We start from the raw sequence: 20,068 nt of genomic DNA, 5'->3' as shown, positions 1-20,068 counted from the left end.
CCTGCGGTGTCGCATACTGGGCTACGTCGTGAGATGTGCCATGACCTCCCTATCCATCGTCATTCCGGTTTTCAATGAAAGCGGCAACATCGCACCCTTAGTTCGCGAAATTATCCAGCATCTGCGCGGACAAGTCGCTTTCGACATTATCTGCGTGGATGATCGATCCGAGGATGATACTCGCGACGTGCTGATCGCGCTGGCAGCCGAGGTGCCCGAGTTGCGCATGCTCGTGCATCAGTGCCGCTGCGGGCAAAGTGCCGCTATTCGTACCGGAGTGAAGTATGCGCTGTCCCCATGGGTCGTCACGCTCGACGGCGACGGCCAGAACGATCCGGCTGACATTCACGATTTGATTCGGGCGCGCGCGAATGCCGATCCATTGGTCCGTCTGGTCACGGGCTGGCGAGTCGATCGTCAGGACGCTGCCGGCAAGCGCTGGGCTTCACACTGGGCTAATCACATTCGCCGGCGCCTGCTTCATGACGACACGCCGGACACCGGCTGCGGTATCAAGCTGTTCAATCGCGCCGCCTTCCTGGATTTGCCGTACTTCGATCATATGCACCGCTACCTGCCTGCGCTGATGCAGCGCGCCGGCTGGAAGACGATGAGCGTACCGGTGTCCCACCGACCGCGCCGTACAGGGCAATCCAAGTACACCAATCTGGGTCGTGCATTGGTCGGCGTCCGCGATCTGCTGGGCGTATCCTGGCTGATCCAGCGCAGCCATGTGCCCATTGTGAGCGAAATCGGCTCGGGGCGTAAGCTATGAGCGCGCTGGACCAGGAGATCATGTGGCTGGGTTGGACCGGCTTGCACATGACGCCGTGGAAGCTGATCGGACTGACCGGTGCGATGCTGTTCGGTGGGCGTTGGCTGATTCAGTTCGTCGCTTCGCGTCGAGCGCAACAGCCAATGATTCCACGTCTGTTCTGGTATATGAGTTTGGGCGGCAGCCTGATGGCGCTGAGTTATTTTCTGTTCTCATCCAAGCAGGATGCCGTGGGTGCGTTGCAAAATCTGCTGCCGGCGTTTACGGCTGCGTATAGCTTGTACCTGGACATTTGCCACGGTCGCCGACAACGTGCAGCCGAGGAATCGTCGCGGCCTCTTGATGCGGAAAACTCGACGGCTGCACCGGCAAATGGAATGCTGAAAGGCAGGGTCATGGCAGGAGGAAAACGAGTGCGGTCTTATGTGGCTCCATCATAGATTCAATGGAAGATGAGAGTGGCCTTGGTCCCCCGCCCGACGGCCGATTCGAAATCGAGTTTCCATCCGAAGTGGCTACAGATACGCATGATCAGGTCGATACCAATCCCTCCTGATGTGCTCTGGCCGGATTTGGCCATGCGAGTATAGATTCTGCTGATTTCCATGGGCGTCATTCCGTGTCCAGGATCGTCGATGACGATCGCACCAGGGCGATCGGAATAGATTCGAATGACACCGCGATCGCAATTCTCGATCGCATTACGCACGAGATTACTGATCGCAACGCGAACGATGTGAAGCGGTGCGACCACCGGCATGGGCCACTCCAGTTCCACGGTGATCGACAAGTCTTTCCCTTGGCAAAGGTGCTCATGGTCGGCCACGATGGCGGGTAGTTCGTCCCGAACGTCCACGTTATCGGAATGGGCAGCCAGCGTATCCGGAGCACGTGCAAGGGTCAGAAGCACCGCCACCAGATCTTCCATCTGGCCAATGATATGCTTGGAACGCAGCAGGTGCTGCTTGATGGCCGGTGTGGCATCGGGATGATCCAGCACGACTTCGGTCACGCCCGACATCACTGCGATGGGCGTGCGTAATTCGTGACTGGCCACGTTGATGAACTTGCGTTCGCGCTCGATATAGTCGCGGATTCGATCGGTGAACCCATTGACGGCGGCGGCAATCGTATAGGTCTCATGAGCGTCCTTGTCAGCGGTCGCGATCCTCTGGCCACCGTCGGGAGGAAGTTTCGATATTTCGTCAGCCATCCGTGTCAGCGGGCGCAGCAGTCTGTCCACGCTGTAGAAGGATAGTACGGTCAGAACGACGATCACCAGGATGATCGAGGCGGCAATCACGGCTGCGACTGCAAGTTCCCTGTGCTCCATATCCGTGATATCGAGTGCCAGAATTCTACGCCCCTCAGCACCGGTCTCTACGAGAATGGCGAACAGCTTTCCATCCGCGACCACTTCATCGTGCATGCCATCCGGCAGTGCCTGGAACTGCGACGGTATAGGCCGGTTGCCGCGCTCGCCGTACCAGTGAAGGGCATCGAGATCCGCCCAGCCGTATTCCGGGTCTTGGGCAATCTTCCGCTTGATATAGGCCATCTCGTTTTCCAGCATCGACTTCCATATCAGGCTCTCTACGTACTCGTTGACCAGGTGGCCGTGTAAAGATACGGCCAACGACAGTACGATCGTGTAGCAGGCCAGGCTGACGACGATCAGTTTTCTCAAGCGTGGGCGAGGCTTCATGAATTGAATTCCGGATCGACAATCCGATAGCCGATCCTCGGGATGGTCTGCAAGAACTTTGCCTGATGGTCGGCATCCAAGCGCCTGCGTAGTTCGTAGATGTGTGTTCGCAACAGATCCTTGTCGGGCCGGTCGTCGCCCCAAAGCACGCTTTCCAAGCGGTCCTTGGTGACGAGACTCGGACTCTCTTTCATCAGCAATTGAAGCAGCTTCCGCGGCCCGCTATGAAGCTGAATGAGCCGGCCATCGCGAGTGACCTGTTGAGATGCCAGATCGTAGCGCAGCGCGCCCACTTGCAGGACTTTCTCACGTCCCACCCGTCTCGCATGCAAGGCCAGGATTCTGGCTTCGAGCTCCGCGAGCGAAAACGGCTTGGTCAGGTAGTCGTCAGCGCCGGCGGCAAACCCGGAAAGCTTGTCGGGAAGGTCGCTCTTGGCAGTGAGCATGAGTATGGGCGTATCCACATCGGCGGCACGCAAGCGCTGCAGCACCTGCAATCCATCGAGCCTCGGCAGCATCCAGTCGAGCACGAGCACGTCGTAGTGTCCGTGGGCGCCGAGTTCCGCGGCCGACTCACCATCTCTGGCCGCGTCGAGAATGAAGTTTCTGCGCTCCAGATAGGCGAACAGGTTGCTCACCAGTCCGGGGTGATCGTCCACGACCAGGACGCGGATCGGCGCCTGATGCCGGGCATTACGAGCCATGTCCTACCTCGGTGGTCCAATGTTGCCCTGCAGGCGATTACCCTTCGAATACTCGCAGGTGAGGAAATTGCCTTTGCGCCACGTAGGTTTCTTCTGCGGCAGTCGATGGGCGACCGAGCAGCTGATTGCGGTGAGGATGTCGTCCAAAGGCGGCTATGACCGTTCGTACATCATGAGCCTGTTTCACCAGGGATTGATATATCGGCTGCAGGTGTCCCGGTGCTTGCACTGCTATTTCCTTGCGAAGCTCGATAAGCAGATCAAGACGGTCGAGGTGATCTGCTCCCTCGCAGTGGCCGAGCGGCAGACCATGGACGATCCTGAACCAGGGCGTGGGCAGCGCAAGATAGTGACCATTCGATAGCCCTTCCAGTGCCAGAGCCAGCGCAGCGGGATCCTGCGCGAAGGCACGGGCGCTGTTTCGCCAGACCGATCGTGAGAACTGGTCGAGCACGATGATGAGTGCGAGTCTACCGTCCGGATCGGACGCCCAATGATCGAGATGGCCCGCGGCTGCTTCTGCAGTGAGTTTGGAGAAGCGGGTTGTAATTTCGCTGTCCGCACCGCCGCGCATCCGCCAGTACCAATGGTTTTTGTGGACGGCGGTATCGATCTGGAGCGAGCGCCCTTCCGGAAACCAGAACTCGAGGATCTCTCGCCAAACCCGATCGTCGCTGCCGTGGTTCATTGCTTCGCCTCAGTGAAAGTCCCGTGCCCCAACTCGGGGGTTTGTCCGCCTACCGCATTGCGAAAAGCTCCTGATGGAAATGCTGTTCTACAGGATATCCGTGAGCGGCCAGGTCGCGCTTCAGCGCCTCGCCAAAGGCGGCTGGCCCGCAGAACCAGATGCTCGTTTTGCGCCATTCAGGCACGGCAGTCCGGAGGCGTTCACCCGTCAGGAAGCCATCACGCGTGTCAATCAGAATATGCAGTGTTACGTTCGCCGACTCGGCATCAGCCGTCAACTTGTCGAGCGCCTCCTGATCGACTTCCGCGGTGCTGTGGAAGAGATCGATCCGTTGGTTTTCCGGCCAGTCCCGCTCCTTCTGTTCGAGCGCCATGTGCTTCATACGTGCGATGAAGGGCGTGATACCGATGCCGCCGCCGATCCAAATCTGGTGCGCCCGGCCGTCGTCGAAGGTGAAGCAGCCATATGGCCCCTCGATTCTCACCGTATGCCCAGCATGTAGATTTTCCCGCAGGCAGCGGGTGTAGTCTCCCAGTTCCTTGACTATGAAGGTGATCCTGGGGTTCTGCGGGTGCCAACTGGAAGCGATGGTGTAGGGGTGTGCACCTTCCGAGGCGTGTGATGTGACAAAGGCGAACTGGCCAGGTTTGTGACCCGGCCAACCCTGCACGTCGGTCTCGATTTCAACAGCCCTCACGTCGGCGAAATAGCGCATGGACGTGATTGTTCCCGGGACTTTCCGGCTCGCGCCAATCCGGCGAGCCAGTACTACGAGCGCTGCCCAGGTTCCGGCGGCGAGCAGTACCGCTGTCAGCCAGCCCACAGGTGACGCCCAGTAGCTGAAATTCATCAGTACGATGGCGTGGAAGACCAGCACCAGATAAGCAACGGCCAGGAGACGATGCGTCTTGTAGAACAGCCGGTACGGGAATTTATGAATCAGCGCCAAGGCAATCAGTGCTGCGGCGGCGTAGAAGGCCCATTCACCCACGCCTTCTGCCAAGCCGCGTTGGTTCGACAGCCAGGCCGCGACCGGATTGTCGATCTGAGCTTTGGCACCGCGTGCCGGACGTTCGAGCCAGCCCCAGCCTACCGCCCATTTCGGCCATTTCGCCCACATCCAGTGAATGGTGGCCACGACCAGGACTGAGATGCCGAGCCATTTGTGTAACCGGTACATCTTGTCGAGGCCGCCCATCCAGACTTGGGGCCACAGTGGCCGCAGCGCCAGTATCATCGCCAAACCCATGCAGCCCATGGCGACAACGCCGGTCAATTGCACCATGGTTGCGCGCAAACCGAAGAAGGTGGAAGATCGAAAGACCGTGGGCTCGGCCATGAGCCACAAGACGACCAGGAGAAGAAACGCCCCCCAAAAGGCACGCTTTACGTTTCGCATAGGGCATCCTTGAAATGATTCATCGATTGGGAAAGTTCACGCTCACACCCAGTCCGCGCCCGCCGAGGCCGACACCGATGTCAACGGTGCCGCCATGCGCAGCGGCGATTTTCTCCACGATGGACAATCCCAAGCCGCTTCCCGGGACGGCCTGTCCTTCGATACGAAAAAATCGGTCCCGCAGGCGAGCGCGGTCGGTCTCTGAAACGCCATTACCATCATCTTCCACGGCCAGCAGTAGCGCACCGGCACCACGTCTCACGCTGACGACGATGCGGCCGCCCCTGCGGCCGTACTTGATGGCGTTGTCGAGCAGGTTGTCGATCAGTACTGCAAGCATCGCCGGATCGCCTTGCAGGACACAGTCCGTCTCGGCCTCTAGTTCGCACTCGATTTCCTTCCGGCCAGCCTCGTCTGCGCATTGCGCCATGCAGTCGGCAGCCACTTGGCCAAGATCGACTGCTTGGCGTGTATCGTGCTCGACGTGCTCGAGTCGTGCCAGCAGCAAAAGTTGTTGTGCCAGGTGCGTGGTGCGGTTGACGCCGGCAATCACTTGTTCGATGGCTCGTCGGCGGATCGCCTCATCCTGTGCCGCCAACGCTACTTCCGCCTGCACCTTGATGGCCGCCAAAGGCGTGCGCAATTCGTGCGCGGCATCGGCCGTGAACGCGCGTTCCTTGTCGAGCGAGTGCGCCAGCCGTTGCAGCAGTCCGTTCAGCGCGGTGATCAGCGGGCGTACTTCATCCGGTACCTGTTGCAATTGAATCGCCTCCAGGTTGATGGCATCACGCGCGCCGATCGCATCCGACAGCCGCATCAGTGGCCGCAGACCATGGCGGATGCTGAGCCAGGTCAGCAGCGCCAGCAATGGCAGAGCCAGAGCCAGCATCTGGCCCATGCGACCGGCCAGCTCGGCAATAGGATGCTCGCGTATGAAGAGCGGCTCCAGCACCGTCACCTGATAGTCACGTTTGCGATCATGCACGCTGTAACTGCGCCAATCTCGACGGTCGATGATTCGGGTGGCATAACCCTTTCCCGGCCGATAGGGCGCATCGGGGGCTCCAGCGCTGGCCAGGAGCAGTTTGCCGTCGTCGCTCCAAACCTGAAATGCCAGCGGCGGCGCTTCGTCCCCGTGTTCATCGTCTTCGCCGTGTTCCGCTTTGTTCGCTTCACTTGTCTTTGCGAGCCGCGCCAAACGCTTGAGATCGAGCGTCAATAGCGTGTGTGCTCCCTGTTGCAGGCGGACGTCGGCAAGCTCATGAATTTCTTTGTGCGCCTTGTGGTAGCCGACGCCTAGCATCGCGCTCCAGACCACAACGAGGCTGCCGAGTAGCAGCCAGAGCAGGCGACGACGGATGGAGTAGCGCTTCATGGCGCTTCCCTGGAGATCAGGTAGCCGACGCCGCGGATAGTCTTGATCAGATCGCTTCCGAGCTTTTTACGCAGGTTGTGGATATGCACTTCGACTGCGTTGCTCTCGACTTCTTCGTTCCAGCCGTACAGACTTTCTTCCAGTCGTGCGCGCGATAGTGCCGTGCCGCGATGTTCCAGCAGGTCGACCAGAATCGCGCACTCTCGCTTTGAGAGCGAGATGGTTCTCTCACCACGTGTCACTGTCAGGCTGTCGGGCACCAATACCAGATCTCGATAGTGAATGGCATCTATGCTTCGGCCGTGAGCGCGCCGGAGCAGCGCTCGGATGCGCGCCACCAGCTCGGTCAGATCAAACGGTTTGATCAGGTAATCGTCAGCGCCCGCTTCCAAGCCGGTGACGCGGTCGCGTACGGTATCACGGGCAGTGAGTACCAGCACGGGCAAATCATTGCCACGCGCACGCAATTGTCGCAGCAGATCCAGACCGGTCACACGTGGAAGGCCCAGATCCAGCACCACCAGTTCATAGGCGGTCGTTCCCAGTGCAAGTTGAGCGCTGCGGCCATCCCGAGCCCAGTCCACGGTAAAGCCAGCCTGCTTCAAACCGGCTTCAATGCCGTTTCCGAGGATCGGGTCATCCTCTACCAGCAATAAGCGCATCGTCTCTCCAACCGCCTGTCTCGCGCGAATCCTCCGTATCGGCATTCAACCTTAAGGCGATCTGAAAGCGGCGGCAAAATTGGCTTCTCCTTCTTAAGGTTCGCTTCAGCGCCTAACCGCAATTTGCACTCATGCCAAGCGGCATACCGGCATCCCGCCAAGTCAACCTCACCTTGCTGAAAGGAAATATCATGAATATACGATCCGCCAAGCTCACGACTGCGCTGACACTTCTTGCCTTGTCGTTCGGCGCTTTTGCTTCCACCTATGACGGTGAATGCACCAACCAACCGCAATCCAAGTGGATGAGCCCCGCCGACGTCAAGGCCAAGTTTGAAACCCAAGGGTATAGCGTGGGAAAGGTCAAGACGGGCGGAAGCTGTTATGAGGTGTACGCCAAGGACAAGAATGGCAAGAAAGTCGAACTCTTCGTCAATCCGGTTGATGCCAGCGTCGTTGGCCGGGCAGGCAAGAAATGAAGCCCGTCTCGACCGTAAGCGCGAGCAGTGCCGAAACGGTACGGGTGTGGGACCCGCTGGTGCGGATCTTTCACTGGTCACTGGTGCTGGTTTTCTTCGGTGCCTATGCTCTCGGCGACGATGGCGACTGGTGGCATCAAGCTCTTGGCTACACCGCGCTCGGGCTGGTTGCATTTCGTCTGGCATGGGGACTGGTGGGTACGCAGTACGCGCGATTTTCCAGTTTCGTGCCGACGCCGCGCAAGATGATCAGTTACCTGAAAGACCTGGTGGCGCGTCGTGAGGCGCGCCACCTCGGTCACAACCCGGCAGGTGCCGTGATGATCGTGGCGCTGCTGCTGATGTTGATCGGCACGGGCACGACCGGCTGGTTGCTTACCAGCGATGCCTTTTGGGGCAGCGAAGCGCTGGAAGAGGTGCATGAAGGATTTGCCAACGGCACGCTTTTCCTGGTCGGTCTCCATATCGTCGGCGTCATATTCAGCAGCTTGCGTCATCGTGAAAATCTGGTGCGCGCAATGGTTACCGGACGCAAGCGCGTGAAGGATTGAGTATATGCGCAACCCCGACCCGAGCCTATCGAAGACACCAGAACTGCACGCCTTCCATTTTCAGGAATTCCTCGGCATTCGCGCCCCGCAGCATGGCGAGCGTGGTGAAAACGCCTGCTTGGCTGCAGGTGTCCGCGGCGACTGTGACCGAACGCGGCGCATCGGTCGTCGGCCATCCGGTGCGAGCATCGATGATGTGGCCGTACCGTTTTCCATTCACCTCGATGAAATGACGCGTGGCGCCGCTCGTGGCCAGGGCGCCTGCGCCCAGCCGGATCACTTGACCGGCACGCTCGGGCGCTGCGGCAGACTCTATGCCGACTTGCCAAGCGCCTTCGTGGGGCTGCGCACCAGCGGCACGCAGGTCGCCGCCGAAGTTAACCAGCACCGGATCGTCGGTGGCGGTCTGGGTGAGAGCTACGGCGCGATCGACGGCGTATTCTTTCCCGATGCCGCCGACGTCGATCTCCATGCCTTTCGGCAGGATCAATTCCGGCCGCAGCCAGCTTACGTGCTGCCATCCGATGTACTTGCGTAACGCTGCAACACTGCTCGCGGACGGCAGCGCTTCGCCGGAATCGAACCGCCAGGCGCGCCGCAGCACGCCCGAGGTGAGATCGAACGCGCCCTCGCTCAGCTGCCACAATGCGGCGCCGAAATCGATGAGATCTGCGGTTTCGTCATCGACCACCAGCGGTCGGCCACTCCCCGTGTTGATCGTATGAACGACGCTATCGGAACGATAGCGGCTGAACTTGCGCTCGATGCGCGCAGCTTCCTGCATGACGAGTGCACCAATGCGGCGCACAATCGCTTCGTCGGCGGTCTCGCACAGAACCTCGCAGGGGTTTGCCATGGCGTAGAACGAAGCACGCCAGAAGCCACGCTCGCGCTGCAACTCGAGCTGTGGTGAAGCGGGCACGGACGTCATGATTTCGCGGCGTCGAGTCGTCAGAAACCGAACTTGTAGCCGAACTGCACCATGATAGCGGTCAGCGGTGGCACCAGTTCGTAGCCGGTAAGGACGCCGAAGCCTGGCTCGTGCGCGTCCGCAGTCTGGCGATAGTACTCGAGCCGTAACGAGTACTCGCCGAAGGCCGCCCTGCGCCCGTACTTGAGTCCGACGGTGAGCGCGTCAAGATCCGCCAAGCGGTAGTCCGCGGATGCGTATTGTGGCAGGGGCTGGCTGTCAAGCAGATATGTCCGGTAGAAATCCGCCGCGGATTGCGTGTAGTAGCGAACCCGTGGTTCGAGGTAGTCATAAGGCGACCGGTTCCAGCGGTAGGCGGCTTCGAGCGTACTGGAAGTCACACCCCAGTCGTCGTCCATGAGGCGATAGCCTACGCGTGCCGAGTCGCGATCCAGAGCGTAACGCCACTCCGTATACAGGCTCTGCTTGGTGCGCGAGTCCGGCCGTCTCTCGTACAGGTACAGGCCTAGGTCGCTGCCTGACGGACCTGCGATTGTGCGCCCGGTGCCGGGGTCGAGAACGGACAGCACCTTGTACGGATCGGTGAGATAACCGTCGGACAGGCTGTACGAGTAGCTCAACGAAAGCAATGCGCGGCGGCTCAGAATCTGTGTAAGGCCGATCAAACCGTCTACGACGGTCTTTGAATCCGTGCCGCGCTTACTCGCCGGGTCGTCGGTGCCGCGCATGGGAGCGAACGGTACGGGCGTACCGCCGACCGGATCGATGCTCTCGTTGCCGTAGGCCGCGCCGATGAACAGCGTCGTGTTGCGCTGATTGAAGTCGCGTTCCAAGCGCACGTCCGCGCCGAGGTGCAGGTAGTCGTACTCGTTTGAGCCGTTCACGCCGAGCGCGATGCGGGAGCGTTCACCCAAGGGCTGCGACCAGGTCGCCGACAGCGCGACGCGCGTGTCCTTGAAAGTATCGTCGAGCGGCAGTTCTCCGGGCGCGATCTGATAGCTGCCGTTACCGGAGGGTCGCGTGAAGGTCTGTACGGCATCCGTCGGTACCGCACCGGATGGCGAAGCGCCGGTGAGCGTGTCCACGGACAGGCCAATGTCGAGCGAGCGGTCTTCGTCGAACGCGCGCCGAATCGCTGCCTTCAAGCTGATGTCGCGCACCCGATCATCGTCTTCCGAGTAGTAGAGCAGAGCCGAATCGACCTGCCACTTCGGAGCTTCCTCGGCGAGCACTCTACCGGCGGGCAGGGCGCCCAGAAGTCCGCACGTGGCCGAGGCGAGGGCGTTGCCGATCGATCGTACATTGTTCTTCAGTTGCATCCGCAACCTCCGCCGCCGAAGCCGCGGCCGCCGCTCGAGGCTTCCTTGCTGAAATAGATGTGCTCGTCGATGGCGATGTCTAGACTGTCCGGCTGCATGTCCGGGCGGGCGTGCAGGTCTCGTTCCCAGGGCTTGACGAGTGTGCAGCCGGCGAGCGCGGCTACGAGCAACGTGCATGTAACGAGCTGCGGGAGCCTGCTCAGTGGCGTTTGCATTGATTACTCCTGGAGGAGCGTTCGGATTTGTGCCTCGCGCTCGGCACGCTGCGCTTCGCGAAAGCCGGTGTGGCGCGCGCGTACTCTGCCGTGGCGGTCGATAAGAAAGCTCATGGGCATGCCGGTGACGTCGAATTGGGTGGCGAGCTCGCCTTCGGGGTCGTACTCGACGCGAAAGCCCGCCGGCGTTTGCGCCAGGAACCGCTCGGCTTGCGGGCGCTCGCGGTCGAGATTGACGGCAACGATCAGCAGGCCTTCGGGGCCATAGCGATGCTGCAGCTCCGCCATCCACGGGAAGGACTGGCGACAGGGGGTGCACCAGGACGCCCAGAAGTCCAGCAGGACCACTTTGCCGCGATCCGCATCGAGCCATGGAGGAGGGTCCTTGGCGTCTTCGGCGCGAGCCAGTCCGGCGCAGGCGGCAGCCAGCATGATGGTCAGCAGGAGCTTGTGGATCAGAGCCTTCCCACTTCGGGCGTGGCCGACTTCAACAGTATTGGGCATTCTCGACCGTCATAGATCCAGGTACTGGCGTTAGACGGGTGATGCCGCAAAGATCAATCGCTTCGGAGCAAGGATTCTTGCGCTTGAATACCGGACGGACGGAAGTACCGTTCCTTCGCGCCGTCCGCTCAATAGGCCGCATCGAATCCGATCAACAGGTAGTGCTCCCGGGTCTGGTGACCCACGTACGGCGGGCCCGCGGGATCCTTGCTGAGCAGGTCGGCGTTCACTTCGATGACACCCTTGAGATTGCGCATGAAGTAATACGAGGAGGCTAACGAGAGCGAGTTGATCTTGATACCCTCGAATACCGTGCCGGTGCCGCGGAAATCATCCGCCTCGGCATAGTTGTAGAGCAGAGAGAAGGTCCAACGGTCGCTGTGGACATGGTCCACGCCGACGAAGCCGCCGAACCAGTCGAAATCGCGTTGTGGCTCGGCATCGAGGAAGTCGCGCCACTCGTTCCATATACCTTGCGCGAACCAGTGAGTTCTCGGTGTGAGACTGCCGGAGAGATCGAGCCCGAGGATGCGCTTGTCCGTGTCGCGGTTGCCGGTCACGGTACCTGCGAAGCCCGCCGCACTCTTCTGTTGTCCGGCGAGGCCGAAAATTCCGACATTCACTCCGCCCGCAGTGAAACCGACACGCCCAAACAGGCTCTTGCGCGAGTCGTTGTCGAACATCTGGTCGGGCCGGCGATAGCCTGGACTATCGATGGCAAAGTTCTGGGTGATGCCATTGCCGTTCACGGCCCCGATGGCTATCTCGAGCGGACCCAAGCCTCGATCGAGGATCAGGCCGCGGTCGTAGGTGATGCCCGCAGCCCGATAGGCATAGAAGTCCTGGAAGGTGAGGCGAACCTCGCGCGGAAACATCAAGTCCGATATTTGGAACTGTCCGAGCTGTGCGCCCACACCTGAGCCGAGCACGTCGTCGTGGCGAAACCACGCATCTTCGATGAGCGTTTCGCCGTTACCGCCCTTCTCCGCGAAGATTGCGTAGAAGTAGAACGTGATGTGTTCGGAGAGCGGCGCGCTCGACAGCAGCTTGATGAGGTAGGGAGCCTGAAAGTCGAAGCTCGAGGCGTTACCGGTCGGACCGGTCGCCGGATCGATATCTTTTCCCTCACGGCCTTGCGCGAAGGCCTGCGCACGAATGGCAAGCGGCAAGGACTTGGGCAGCGCCAGCCGCTCGTCGCCCAGATCCATCATGGTCTGTCGCCAATTCGGCATTCGAAAATTATTCGCTACAAACGACTCCCCGAACGCATTCAACCGTGGAAACGCATCGTGGCAGGCAACGCAGCTTACGTTGTATTGCCGCGCGAGTGCCGGCATCGCCTGCGATATCGTGGGCACGATCCAGCTTGTGAAGGCGAGAGCACAGATCCACGAGGTGTGAATGCTTCTCATTGGGGCTCTTTGAGGTGCGGAACGATTTTGCTGGGATTCTTGTAGATGGCGGCGATGGTCGCCGTTAAAAGCTTGGGCCGCATCCAAAAGTTTAGAATGATCGAAGAGGGAATACCAGAGTCTCCCGCGCTCTTCGTTCCAGATCTCGATGTGCCGTAATCATAAATCCGGAAGTAATGAGAATGCTTCCAGCTACGATTTCAGAGGCGCGCTGACTCAGTGCGGGAAGCCTACCGCGTGTTGGACTGTGAGCGGCCCAATGCGAGAACGGCAGCGAAGCGCGCACCATTCGTCCCGATCGCGGCGTACCCGTCGCCGGCGCCATGCAGAAACGGGCAAAGGAGCGCGGCGTGATCCTGCGGGCAGGCAATCCGAGCACCTGATCATTTCCGCAAGCGGCGGCGCAGGGGCAGCAGCGCCGCGATCGCGCCTGGGAGCAGCCCGGCCACGGTCGCGAGCATCCAGTCGTCCGCATGCAGCGGACTCAGGTGCACCAGCTCGGCGAGTACCGGATGCTGCACCAGTACAGCGGCGGATGCGATGGCTGCCACGACGCTGATGGTGGCCGTGCGCGTGCGCAGTCCACTCAAACCTGCGGTGATGGCTGCGCTGGCCACGACCAGTGTCACCATGGCCATGCCACGGGCGTGCTCCACGTCCTGCATCGCTCCGAGGCTGCGGACGTACCCTAAAGTGACCGCGAGAGTGACGACCAAACCTGCCAGGCCGATGAGCACCCATTCGGTGGTGTCGAAGAATCGCGGACGTTTAGTGTTGTGTACGTTGTGCAGCTCGTCCGATGAGGGCAACTGCTGAAAAACCAGCAGCGCGGTGGGGTGAATGATCAACTCCAGCCAGACGATGTGTACCGGGAGATACACCAGTGCGAATCCGGCAAACGGGATGAATGCTGCGGTGAGCACCAAGGGGATGTGCACCATCAGCAGGTAGGCGAAGCTGAATTTCAAATTTTCGAACAATTGCCGCCCTTCGGCAATGGCGCGAATGATGGTGCGAAAGTTGTCGTCGAGCAGCACGATGGAGGCGACTTCGCGTGCGCTGCGTGTGCCGCGTTCGCCCATGGCGATGCCAATATCGGCGCCCTGCAGGGCGGGCACGTCGTTCACGCCGTCGCCCGTCACGGCGACGATCTCGCCGGATGCTTGCAGAGCGCGCACGAGATCGAGTTTCTGACTGGGGGCGCTACGAGCGACGACGTCCACATCCTGCAAGCAATCCGGATCCTTTCGGCGCAGGCGCTCGACGAGGTCCGTTCCCTCGATTACACGCGGTGGCGCAGCGCCGATACCTGCTTTCGCGGCAATCGCCTGCGCGGTGGCGGGATGGTCTCCGGTGACCATGATGACGCGGATTCCGGCCGCCACTGCTTTGCGTACCGCTTCTGCAGCACTCGGTCGAAGGGGGTCCTCGAAAACGAGCAATCCGAGAAAAGTGTACCCGCGGTCCGGTTCACCGCCGGCCCAGTGCGGCAGCGGGCGACTCGCTACCGCGATCACTTTATGACCGGTCGAGGCGAACTCGAGGGTCGTTCGTTGCCATTCCTCGCGTTCTCCGGTCGAGAGATCCGTCATCACGAGAATGGTTTCCGGAGCGCCTTTGATGAAAGCGTGTAGATCACCGGTCGCGTCTCGCACGATGCCGACCTCTCGGCGGCGATCTTCAGTGAACGGGAAGGTCGCTATGCGTTCTGCGCCCAGGCTCACGTCCGCGAGACGGGCGAGCACTTCCCGGTCCATGGGATCGACACTGGCCGGTCGGGAAGCACGGGCTGCAGCGAGCAGCAGTTCATGCTTGGTGAATGAACTGGACGGTAGAAGATGTTCCAAGCGCAGCCGGCCCTCTGTGAGCGTGCCGGTCTTGTCGGAGCAGATGCAGCTCACACGGCCGATGTTCTCTACCACGACAGCACGACGTACCAGTGCCTGATGTCGAGCGAGCCGGTGAACGCCCACACCCAGAAAGAATGCATAGACCACCGGAAATTCCTCGGGGAGCGCCGCCACGGCCAATGTCACCGCGCTTACCAGCGCATCGACCACGCCGTGTCCTTGGTAGTAGCGTGTCGCGGCAAGCGCCAGACATATGACGACCGCCGCGACGACCAGCGTGGCGACCAGCGAGCCGAGAGCCTGCTGCAGCGGGGTCCGTTCGTGTGATCCTGCATGCGCCGAATGGGCGATTGCTCCATACAAGGTTTCCGCACCGGTGAACACCACCCGCAGGTGCGCCTCTCCGGTGAGCAGGCGGGTGCCGGCTGCGCCCCATGCCTCGTGATCGACAGCGATTTCGTCGGCGCCGCTTTCCAGCCCCGCGAGCGTATCTTGTGGCAGCGGACGCTTGCGCACCGGGAGCGCCTCACCGGTCAGCGCCGACTCCTCTGCTTGCAGGTTCTCGCCCGCGAGCACGATTCCGTCGGCCGGAAACGGCTGTGACTCCTCGACCAGAACGGTATCACCGACGACAATCTCCCTTGCCGGGAGCTTCATCCAAGCGCCATCCCTCAGTACGCGAGCTGTCGGCGCCAGCCTGTCCGATAGACCTTCAGTGGCCACCTGCGTGCGCCGGTGCAGATAACCGTCCATGATGATGATCGGCAGCAACGCAACGGCAAGGATCGTTGCTTCCAGCAGATCGCCGAGCCACAGAAAGATCAGCGCCGTACCGATCAGGAACCAGATCATCGGGTCGCGGACCGTCTCCCGCATCACCTCGCGCCATCCGCTCGGGGCGGCCGTGACGATATCGTTCGTGCCATAGCGGGACCGTCGTTCGACGACTTGTGCGATTGTCAGTCCGTCCGGGTCGAGGCCGGCTATCCGCTCCGAGGATATATGGTGCTGCATGGACTGAATCAGCTCGAGGGCCGAGCAGTGCTCCTTATATAGAAGTGCTCCTGGAACGATTTGCGGAAGCCTTGATGGCAGGCCAGGCAGCTTTGCTGCACTCTGGCGAAGTCGGCGATGACTGCTTGGCCATCGCTTCGTTTTACAGCCTCGCCCATCGAGGTCGCAGCGTCATGCGCCTGTCCATCGAAAGCTCGGAACGTTCCGGCATCGGCTCCAAGCCAGGCGAGAATGCGAACCTTTTCCGACATGAGCGGCTCCGCGTGGTTGGCGATCTCGGGTGCCAACTCGGCGACCAGTGCCCAGTCCTCCTTGGAAATCGCGCCAGCGACAGCTTGCATGTCACGGCCAAGCTTTTCCATCACGATGCGAAGAGCCGTTGGCTTTGCGGCTTCTACGGACTGTGCACCTAGTCCCGCGGCGGAGGCCGTCAAGGCTACGGACAAGGCGATGATGAAGAATCCGCGAGGGTGCATGGCGATCTTCTTTTTGTGGAATCAAGGCGTCGAGCGTGTGGCGAGTGCGATGGCAACGTGGTCTTGGGCCGGACTCACTGTTCGTGATATCTTTGCAGGCACATTCCAGCCGCCATCGAGCGCCTTGTAACGCGTCACCAATCGTATGGTTGCGCTGGTGCGCGCGCGCATGGCTGCGGTTTCGGGAAGCTGAATCTTGCCCCGTGCGGCCAAGCACCAGATGCACTAGAGACCACCGGAGTCCGTAAGTCAAACCCTGAATCGGGGTGAAAGTACGTGGCTCCGCGATTGATCTGCAGCGCATCATCGTCAAACGCGGCATGCACATCAGCCGCTCTGAGAAGCACTCGTCCCACTCCAGATTCGATAGCTGGACGCCTACTTCGTTAAAGGCGCGATACTCCGTCACGTTCTCGTGTCGATCCGATGTCCGATTCGCGTTCTGCGTCTCGGCGCTGTGGCTCGTGTTCTACAATACCAGCTTCTGGATCGATACCGTGCATGCCATGTGGCATGGAGATATCGCATCGGGAGGCTTCCTCGTTAGCCTGCTCGTGCTGGTCTTGTGTCTACAGGCCATGTTGCTGCTGCTACTTCCATCGCGCCGATTGATGGTCGGCGTCGCAAGCGCGCTTTTCATCCTCGCTGCCCTGAGTTCCTACTTTTCGATGAAGTATGGAATCGTCATGGACAAAGATATGCTGCGCAACGTCTTCGAAACGAATTCTGTCGAATCCAGAGGGCTCATATCTTCGGGTCTGATGGCCCGGGTCGCTGTGCTCGGTGTCGTTCCGGCGTTGCTCGTGTGGACGGTTCGGCTGCCATCAATCGAATGGTCGAGGCGTTTGCGTATGCGGGCTGTGGCCGTCGCCGGAATCCTTCTCGTGTGCGCCCTCGCGCTGTTTGCCGCCTCCGCCAGCTATGCAGTATTTTTTCGCGAATACAAACCAATTCGCTTTACTTTGATGCCTGCCGCGCCCCTTATCAGCGCGATCGGCGTGTGGTTCGATCACGCGAAAGGTAGCGGAGGCTCCGTGGTCAACGTGAGCGGACAAGCACGGCGCACCACGCCCGTACACGCAAGGCCGATCGTACTCGTCATGGTCGTTGGGGAAACGGCGCGTGCTGCCAACTTCCAGCTAGCCGGGTATTCACGTCCGACGAATCCCGAGCTATCTGCGCAGCCCGGGCTGATCTACTTTCCTGATACGACGTCGTGCGGCACGGCAACGGCAATCTCCGTGCCCTGCATGTTCTCGCATCTGTCGCGCCGTGCCTTCGATGTCGATGAGGCGTGGCGCTATACGAACGTGCTGGATGCGCTGCATGAAGCAGGGTTGGATGTCGAGTGGCGCGACAATAACGCCGGCTGCAAAGGTGTATGTGTCCGTATTACCCAAATCGACTACGTCGGACACAAGGACAGCCAGTTGTGTCGCGATTCGTACTGTTACGACGAGAAGATGCTGGAGGATCTTCCTGCGCGCATCGACATGCTGACCCGAGATACGGTGATCGTACTGCATCAGATCGGCAGTCATGGGCCAGCATACGCGGAGCGTTATCCGCCGGAGTTCGAGCAATTCAAGCCAGCGTGTCATTCGAATCAGCTGCAACGCTGTACGGCGGCGGGAATCGTGAACGCATACGACAATACGATTGTCTATACCGATCACGTGCTTGCTCGTACGATCGAGATACTGCGCCGCGCGTCGGATCGCGTCGACAGCATGTTGCTTTATGTCTCCGATCATGGTGAGTCGCTCGGTGAGCAGGGGTTGTATTTACACGGCCTGCCATACGCATTCGCACCGGATACCCAAAAGAAGGTGCCGATGTTGATGTGGCTGTCATCATCCTACATGGTGCGGAGCGGGACAGTATTGGATTGCGTCAAATCACAGGCTGCGAAATCTTTCAGTCACGATAACATCTACCACACGATGCTTGGTGCGCTCGAAGTGCGCAATATCAGCTACGATTCAACGCTGGATATTCTGGCTCCCTGTCGAGGAGCGCAGGAGCCGAGCGATGGTGCCTGAGTGAGCCTGGTGAACCGGGAAGTTGGCGATTGATGCAGGCGACTGCAATCGTCTAACAATGGAGCAGGACCCACCAGTGAAGAAGATTACCGAAGCAGACGCCGAGCTAATCGCCCTGATGCTGAAAGGCGACGAGATCGCCTTCCGGCGCTTCTTCGAGACATACTTCCCGAGACTTTATCGTTTTGCCGCGCCTCGCCTGGGCGGCGATTCGGATGCGGCCAAAGAAGTGGTACAGGCGACGTTGATCAAGGCAATGCGCAACCTTGAAAACTATCGTGGCGAAGCTGCCGTATTCAGCTGGTTATGCCAGATCTGCCGCCGACAGATCATTGACCATGTGCGCACGCACCGTCGCCACCTGAGCCGCCTCGCGCTGGTGGAAGACAGCGATGAAATGCAACGAGTGCTCGAAGCGATTGCTGCGCCTTGCGATGATGAGCCATTGCACGGCTATAGCGCCGATGAAACGCGACGAATTGTGCAGTCAGTGCTTGACAAATTGCCGAATCGTTACGGCGACGTGCTGGAGTGGAAGTATATCGAAGGCCGAAGTGTAGAGGAGATCGCAGCGCTTTTGGGCGTCGGTCAGATTGCCGTTCAGTCGATGTTGGCGCGAGCGCGTGTAGCGTTTAGGTCGGTACTGGAAACCGTCTTCGGGATGGCGGCGAACGACGTACTCTCCGGTATGCGTGGACATTGATTTATGAGCAATCGTGACGATTTGAATTCGGACGACGCGGAGATCGCCGCGATTCTTCGCGAGACCGGAATGCGCGCCGAGCCTCCGGAGGGCATGGTGCGAGAAGTTCAAGCGGCCGTGCATGCGGAATGGCAGGCCGTCGTGAAGACGCGCCAGCGACGGCGTACTTTCATGTGGGCGGCAGCAGCATCGGTCTGCGCCGTTATATTGGGCGCCACGATCAGTTTCAAGGTGACGGAGGAGCGAGGCCGGCCGGTGGCAACCATACAGCGCGTCGAAGGCGGAATGTTCCGGGCGTCGAACGGCGAAGGCTGGTTGCGCATCGGCGAAGGGCAGCGCATCGGGATTGGCGACATCGTGCGCAGTGACGGGCGTGCGGCGCTGCAGTTCGATAACGGTCTTTCTGTCCGTATTGATCGCAACACGTCGTTCAGCATCGCCGCGCGTGATCGTTTCGCGTTGAATGCAGGCGCCGTCTATGTCGATGCGAAGCCGGGCGAGCCCGCGAAGGACTTTATCGTGGCTACGCACGCAGGGATCATTCGGCATCTTGGAACGCAGTATCAAGTGCGTATGCGGGTCGATGGAATCGAAGTCAGCGTCCGTGAAGGCCGTGTGATTGTCGAAGGCGAGATCGCCAGTGTCGTCGCAACGGCGGGGGAGCGGCTGGATATCTCTACGCAAGGATCAGTGCAAAGGGAACTGATTCCACCGAGTGACGAGGCTTGGCGATGGGCGAGCGAGGTCGCGCCGCCGTTTTCGCTCGACAGCGTATCGCTGGCTGCATTTCTAGAATGGGCGGCGCGGGAAACCGGCCGGTCTCTCGTGTACGAATCACCGCGCGTACAAGCAACGGCCACAAGCGTAATTCTTCGTGGTTCCGTCGATGGGCTTGCGCCGGAGATCGCCCTCTCTGCGGTTCTCGCGACGACGCCGCTGCGGCGTGTTGAGACAAAAGCCGACGTGATCGAGGTCGGCTTCGCCTCGCCGATTGATTCGGCAGCCGACACGCGTCTTACTCCCTGAGCGCCGGCTCCAACGCCGCGCGAACGGCGCGGTGTTGTGTGGAGAGTTCCATGAGGTTCTTAGTTCGCTCTGTCGCGCATTGCGCCTTGCTTTCGATCGCCTCGCTGGCGGGCGCTGCAGAAGAAGCCAAGATCGACTCACGAGCTGACAGCTTTGCAATGCTCGCTCCGCCTAGCCCGCATTTCTCACACCGACCGACATAACTGTATATAAACACATGTCAGAGTTATCGCGATCG

General features: G+C 60.2%; 19 protein-coding genes and 1 pseudogene. 7 read left to right on the top strand and 13 right to left on the bottom strand.

Annotation, left to right across the window (positions count from 1 at the left end):
* Nucleotides 1-40 precede the first annotated feature (40 nt).
* Nucleotides 41-775 (top strand): glycosyltransferase family 2 protein, encoded by a 735-nt coding sequence (locus ACG33_RS13295; RefSeq protein WP_066921919.1) that lies wholly within the window; start codon nt 41-43, stop codon nt 773-775.
* Nucleotides 772-1,092: pseudogene (locus ACG33_RS13290) on the top strand (lipid-A-disaccharide synthase N-terminal domain-containing protein); the annotation flags it as partial. The gene ACG33_RS13295 and the pseudogene ACG33_RS13290, both read left to right, overlap by 4 nt.
* Nucleotides 1,093-1,217: 125 nt before the next feature.
* On the opposite strand, the gene ACG33_RS13285 reads toward ACG33_RS13290, so the two are convergent.
* The 6 genes from ACG33_RS13285 to ACG33_RS13260 all read right to left on the bottom strand — a co-directional run bounded on the left by ACG33_RS13285 (nt 1,218) and on the right by ACG33_RS13260 (nt 7,308).
* Nucleotides 1,218-2,480, bottom strand: a complete 1,263-nt coding sequence (locus ACG33_RS13285) for a sensor histidine kinase (protein ID WP_066921917.1) — start codon at nt 2,478-2,480, stop codon at nt 1,218-1,220.
* On the bottom strand, nt 2,477-3,154 hold the full coding sequence (locus ACG33_RS13280; protein ID WP_066923419.1) for a response regulator transcription factor: 678 nt from the start codon (nt 3,152-3,154) through the stop codon (nt 2,477-2,479). The genes ACG33_RS13285 and ACG33_RS13280 overlap by 4 nt, the downstream gene beginning before the upstream one ends.
* A 67-nt stretch (nt 3,155-3,221) precedes the next feature.
* Nucleotides 3,222-3,872: a DUF924 family protein gene (locus ACG33_RS13275; RefSeq protein WP_066921915.1), complete on the bottom strand. Its 651-nt coding sequence runs from the start codon at nt 3,870-3,872 to the stop codon at nt 3,222-3,224.
* A gap of 49 nt (nt 3,873-3,921) precedes the next feature.
* Nucleotides 3,922-5,271: a ferredoxin reductase family protein gene (locus tag ACG33_RS13270; protein ID WP_066921913.1), complete on the bottom strand. Its 1,350-nt coding sequence runs from the start codon at nt 5,269-5,271 to the stop codon at nt 3,922-3,924.
* Between the two features lie 19 nt (nt 5,272-5,290).
* Nucleotides 5,291-6,646, bottom strand: coding sequence for an ATP-binding protein (locus ACG33_RS13265; protein ID WP_066921911.1), 1,356 nt, complete (start codon nt 6,644-6,646; stop codon nt 5,291-5,293).
* Nucleotides 6,643-7,308: a response regulator gene (locus ACG33_RS13260; RefSeq protein ID WP_066921909.1), complete on the bottom strand. Its 666-nt coding sequence runs from the start codon at nt 7,306-7,308 to the stop codon at nt 6,643-6,645. Before ACG33_RS13260 ends, ACG33_RS13265 begins: the two co-directional genes overlap by 4 nt.
* Nucleotides 7,309-7,499: 191 nt before the next feature.
* Between ACG33_RS13260 and ACG33_RS13255 the strand changes: the two genes are divergently transcribed.
* Together ACG33_RS13255 and ACG33_RS13250 are read left to right on the top strand one after the other, a co-directional pair.
* Nucleotides 7,500-7,787, top strand: coding sequence for a PepSY domain-containing protein (locus ACG33_RS13255; protein WP_066923416.1), 288 nt, complete (start codon nt 7,500-7,502; stop codon nt 7,785-7,787).
* Complete coding sequence (locus ACG33_RS13250; RefSeq protein ID WP_066921906.1) at nt 7,784-8,338, top strand: cytochrome b/b6 domain-containing protein; 555 nt, start codon at nt 7,784-7,786, stop codon at nt 8,336-8,338. The genes ACG33_RS13255 and ACG33_RS13250 overlap by 4 nt, the downstream gene beginning before the upstream one ends.
* A gap of 25 nt (nt 8,339-8,363) precedes the next feature.
* Here the strand turns inward: ACG33_RS13250 and ACG33_RS13245 are convergent, their stop codons facing one another.
* From ACG33_RS13245 to ACG33_RS13215, 7 genes are all read right to left on the bottom strand, one after another.
* A complete protein-coding gene (locus tag ACG33_RS13245; protein ID WP_066921904.1) occupies nt 8,364-9,269 on the bottom strand; it encodes an FAD:protein FMN transferase in 906 nt (301 codons plus the stop codon).
* A gap of 20 nt (nt 9,270-9,289) precedes the next feature.
* The gene (locus ACG33_RS13240) at nt 9,290-10,588 is read right to left on the bottom strand and encodes a DUF3570 domain-containing protein (protein ID WP_066921903.1); all 1,299 of its coding nucleotides are present in this window, start codon (nt 10,586-10,588) and stop codon (nt 9,290-9,292) included.
* Nucleotides 10,579-10,803: a DUF4266 domain-containing protein gene (locus ACG33_RS13235; RefSeq protein WP_066921902.1), complete on the bottom strand. Its 225-nt coding sequence runs from the start codon at nt 10,801-10,803 to the stop codon at nt 10,579-10,581. The genes ACG33_RS13240 and ACG33_RS13235 overlap by 10 nt, the downstream gene beginning before the upstream one ends.
* 3 nt (nt 10,804-10,806) lie before the next feature.
* A complete protein-coding gene (locus ACG33_RS13230; protein WP_066921901.1) occupies nt 10,807-11,307 on the bottom strand; it encodes a TlpA disulfide reductase family protein in 501 nt (166 codons plus the stop codon).
* A gap of 128 nt (nt 11,308-11,435) precedes the next feature.
* Nucleotides 11,436-12,539, bottom strand: a complete 1,104-nt coding sequence (locus ACG33_RS13225; protein WP_157071799.1) for a hypothetical protein — start codon at nt 12,537-12,539, stop codon at nt 11,436-11,438.
* Between the two features lie 563 nt (nt 12,540-13,102).
* A complete protein-coding gene (locus ACG33_RS13220; protein WP_066921899.1) occupies nt 13,103-15,583 on the bottom strand; it encodes a cation-translocating P-type ATPase in 2,481 nt (826 codons plus the stop codon).
* An 8-nt stretch (nt 15,584-15,591) separates the two neighbouring features.
* Entirely contained in the window at nt 15,592-16,059 is a 468-nt protein-coding gene (locus ACG33_RS13215; RefSeq protein ID WP_066921898.1) for a cytochrome c, read from the bottom strand.
* Nucleotides 16,060-16,325: 266 nt separating this feature from the next.
* Here ACG33_RS13215 and ACG33_RS13210 point away from each other — a divergent pair, with 266 nt between their 5' ends.
* The 3 genes from ACG33_RS13210 to ACG33_RS13200 all read left to right on the top strand — a co-directional run bounded on the left by ACG33_RS13210 (nt 16,326) and on the right by ACG33_RS13200 (nt 19,830).
* Entirely contained in the window at nt 16,326-18,101 is a 1,776-nt protein-coding gene (locus ACG33_RS13210) for a phosphoethanolamine transferase (protein ID WP_066921897.1), read from the top strand.
* 76 nt (nt 18,102-18,177) lie between these two features.
* Nucleotides 18,178-18,804: an RNA polymerase sigma factor gene (locus ACG33_RS13205; protein ID WP_066921896.1), complete on the top strand. Its 627-nt coding sequence runs from the start codon at nt 18,178-18,180 to the stop codon at nt 18,802-18,804.
* Between the two features lie 3 nt (nt 18,805-18,807).
* A complete protein-coding gene (locus ACG33_RS13200; protein ID WP_066921895.1) occupies nt 18,808-19,830 on the top strand; it encodes a FecR family protein in 1,023 nt (340 codons plus the stop codon).
* Nucleotides 19,831-20,068: the final 238 nt, after the last annotated feature.

Origin of the sequence: Steroidobacter denitrificans (genome assembly GCF_001579945.1) — a bacterium.
GTDB classification, from domain to species: domain Bacteria; phylum Pseudomonadota; class Gammaproteobacteria; order Steroidobacterales; family Steroidobacteraceae; genus Steroidobacter; species Steroidobacter denitrificans.
Note: the sequence above shows the minus strand (reverse complement) of the source record. Positions and strands in the feature narration are given on the sequence as shown.

Bases quoted from the DNA above. Each gene is read 5' to 3' on its own strand.
- ACG33_RS13245 (WP_066921904.1), bottom strand. From the start codon at position 9,269: ATGACGTCCGTGCCCGCTTCACCACAGCTCGAGTTGCAGCGCGAGCGT.
- ACG33_RS13275 (WP_066921915.1), bottom strand. From the start codon at position 3,872: ATGAACCACGGCAGCGACGATCGGGTTTGGCGAGAGATCCTCGAGTTC.
- ACG33_RS13215 (WP_066921898.1), bottom strand. From the start codon at position 16,059: ATGCACCCTCGCGGATTCTTCATCATCGCCTTGTCCGTAGCCTTGACG.
- ACG33_RS13295 (WP_066921919.1), top strand. From the start codon at position 41: ATGACCTCCCTATCCATCGTCATTCCGGTTTTCAATGAAAGCGGCAAC.
- ACG33_RS13270 (WP_066921913.1), bottom strand. From the start codon at position 5,271: ATGCGAAACGTAAAGCGTGCCTTTTGGGGGGCGTTTCTTCTCCTGGTC.
- ACG33_RS13260 (WP_066921909.1), bottom strand. From the start codon at position 7,308: ATGCGCTTATTGCTGGTAGAGGATGACCCGATCCTCGGAAACGGCATT.
- ACG33_RS13265 (WP_066921911.1), bottom strand. From the start codon at position 6,646: ATGAAGCGCTACTCCATCCGTCGTCGCCTGCTCTGGCTGCTACTCGGC.
- ACG33_RS13225 (WP_157071799.1), bottom strand. From the start codon at position 12,539: ATGCCGAATTGGCGACAGACCATGATGGATCTGGGCGACGAGCGGCTG.
- ACG33_RS13255 (WP_066923416.1), top strand. From the start codon at position 7,500: ATGAATATACGATCCGCCAAGCTCACGACTGCGCTGACACTTCTTGCC.
- ACG33_RS13250 (WP_066921906.1), top strand. From the start codon at position 7,784: ATGAAGCCCGTCTCGACCGTAAGCGCGAGCAGTGCCGAAACGGTACGG.
- ACG33_RS13235 (WP_066921902.1), bottom strand. From the start codon at position 10,803: ATGCAAACGCCACTGAGCAGGCTCCCGCAGCTCGTTACATGCACGTTG.
- ACG33_RS13220 (WP_066921899.1), bottom strand. From the start codon at position 15,583: ATGCAGCACCATATATCCTCGGAGCGGATAGCCGGCCTCGACCCGGAC.
- ACG33_RS13230 (WP_066921901.1), bottom strand. From the start codon at position 11,307: ATGCCCAATACTGTTGAAGTCGGCCACGCCCGAAGTGGGAAGGCTCTG.
- ACG33_RS13240 (WP_066921903.1), bottom strand. From the start codon at position 10,588: ATGCAACTGAAGAACAATGTACGATCGATCGGCAACGCCCTCGCCTCG.
- ACG33_RS13285 (WP_066921917.1), bottom strand. From the start codon at position 2,480: ATGAAGCCTCGCCCACGCTTGAGAAAACTGATCGTCGTCAGCCTGGCC.
- ACG33_RS13200 (WP_066921895.1), top strand. From the start codon at position 18,808: ATGAGCAATCGTGACGATTTGAATTCGGACGACGCGGAGATCGCCGCG.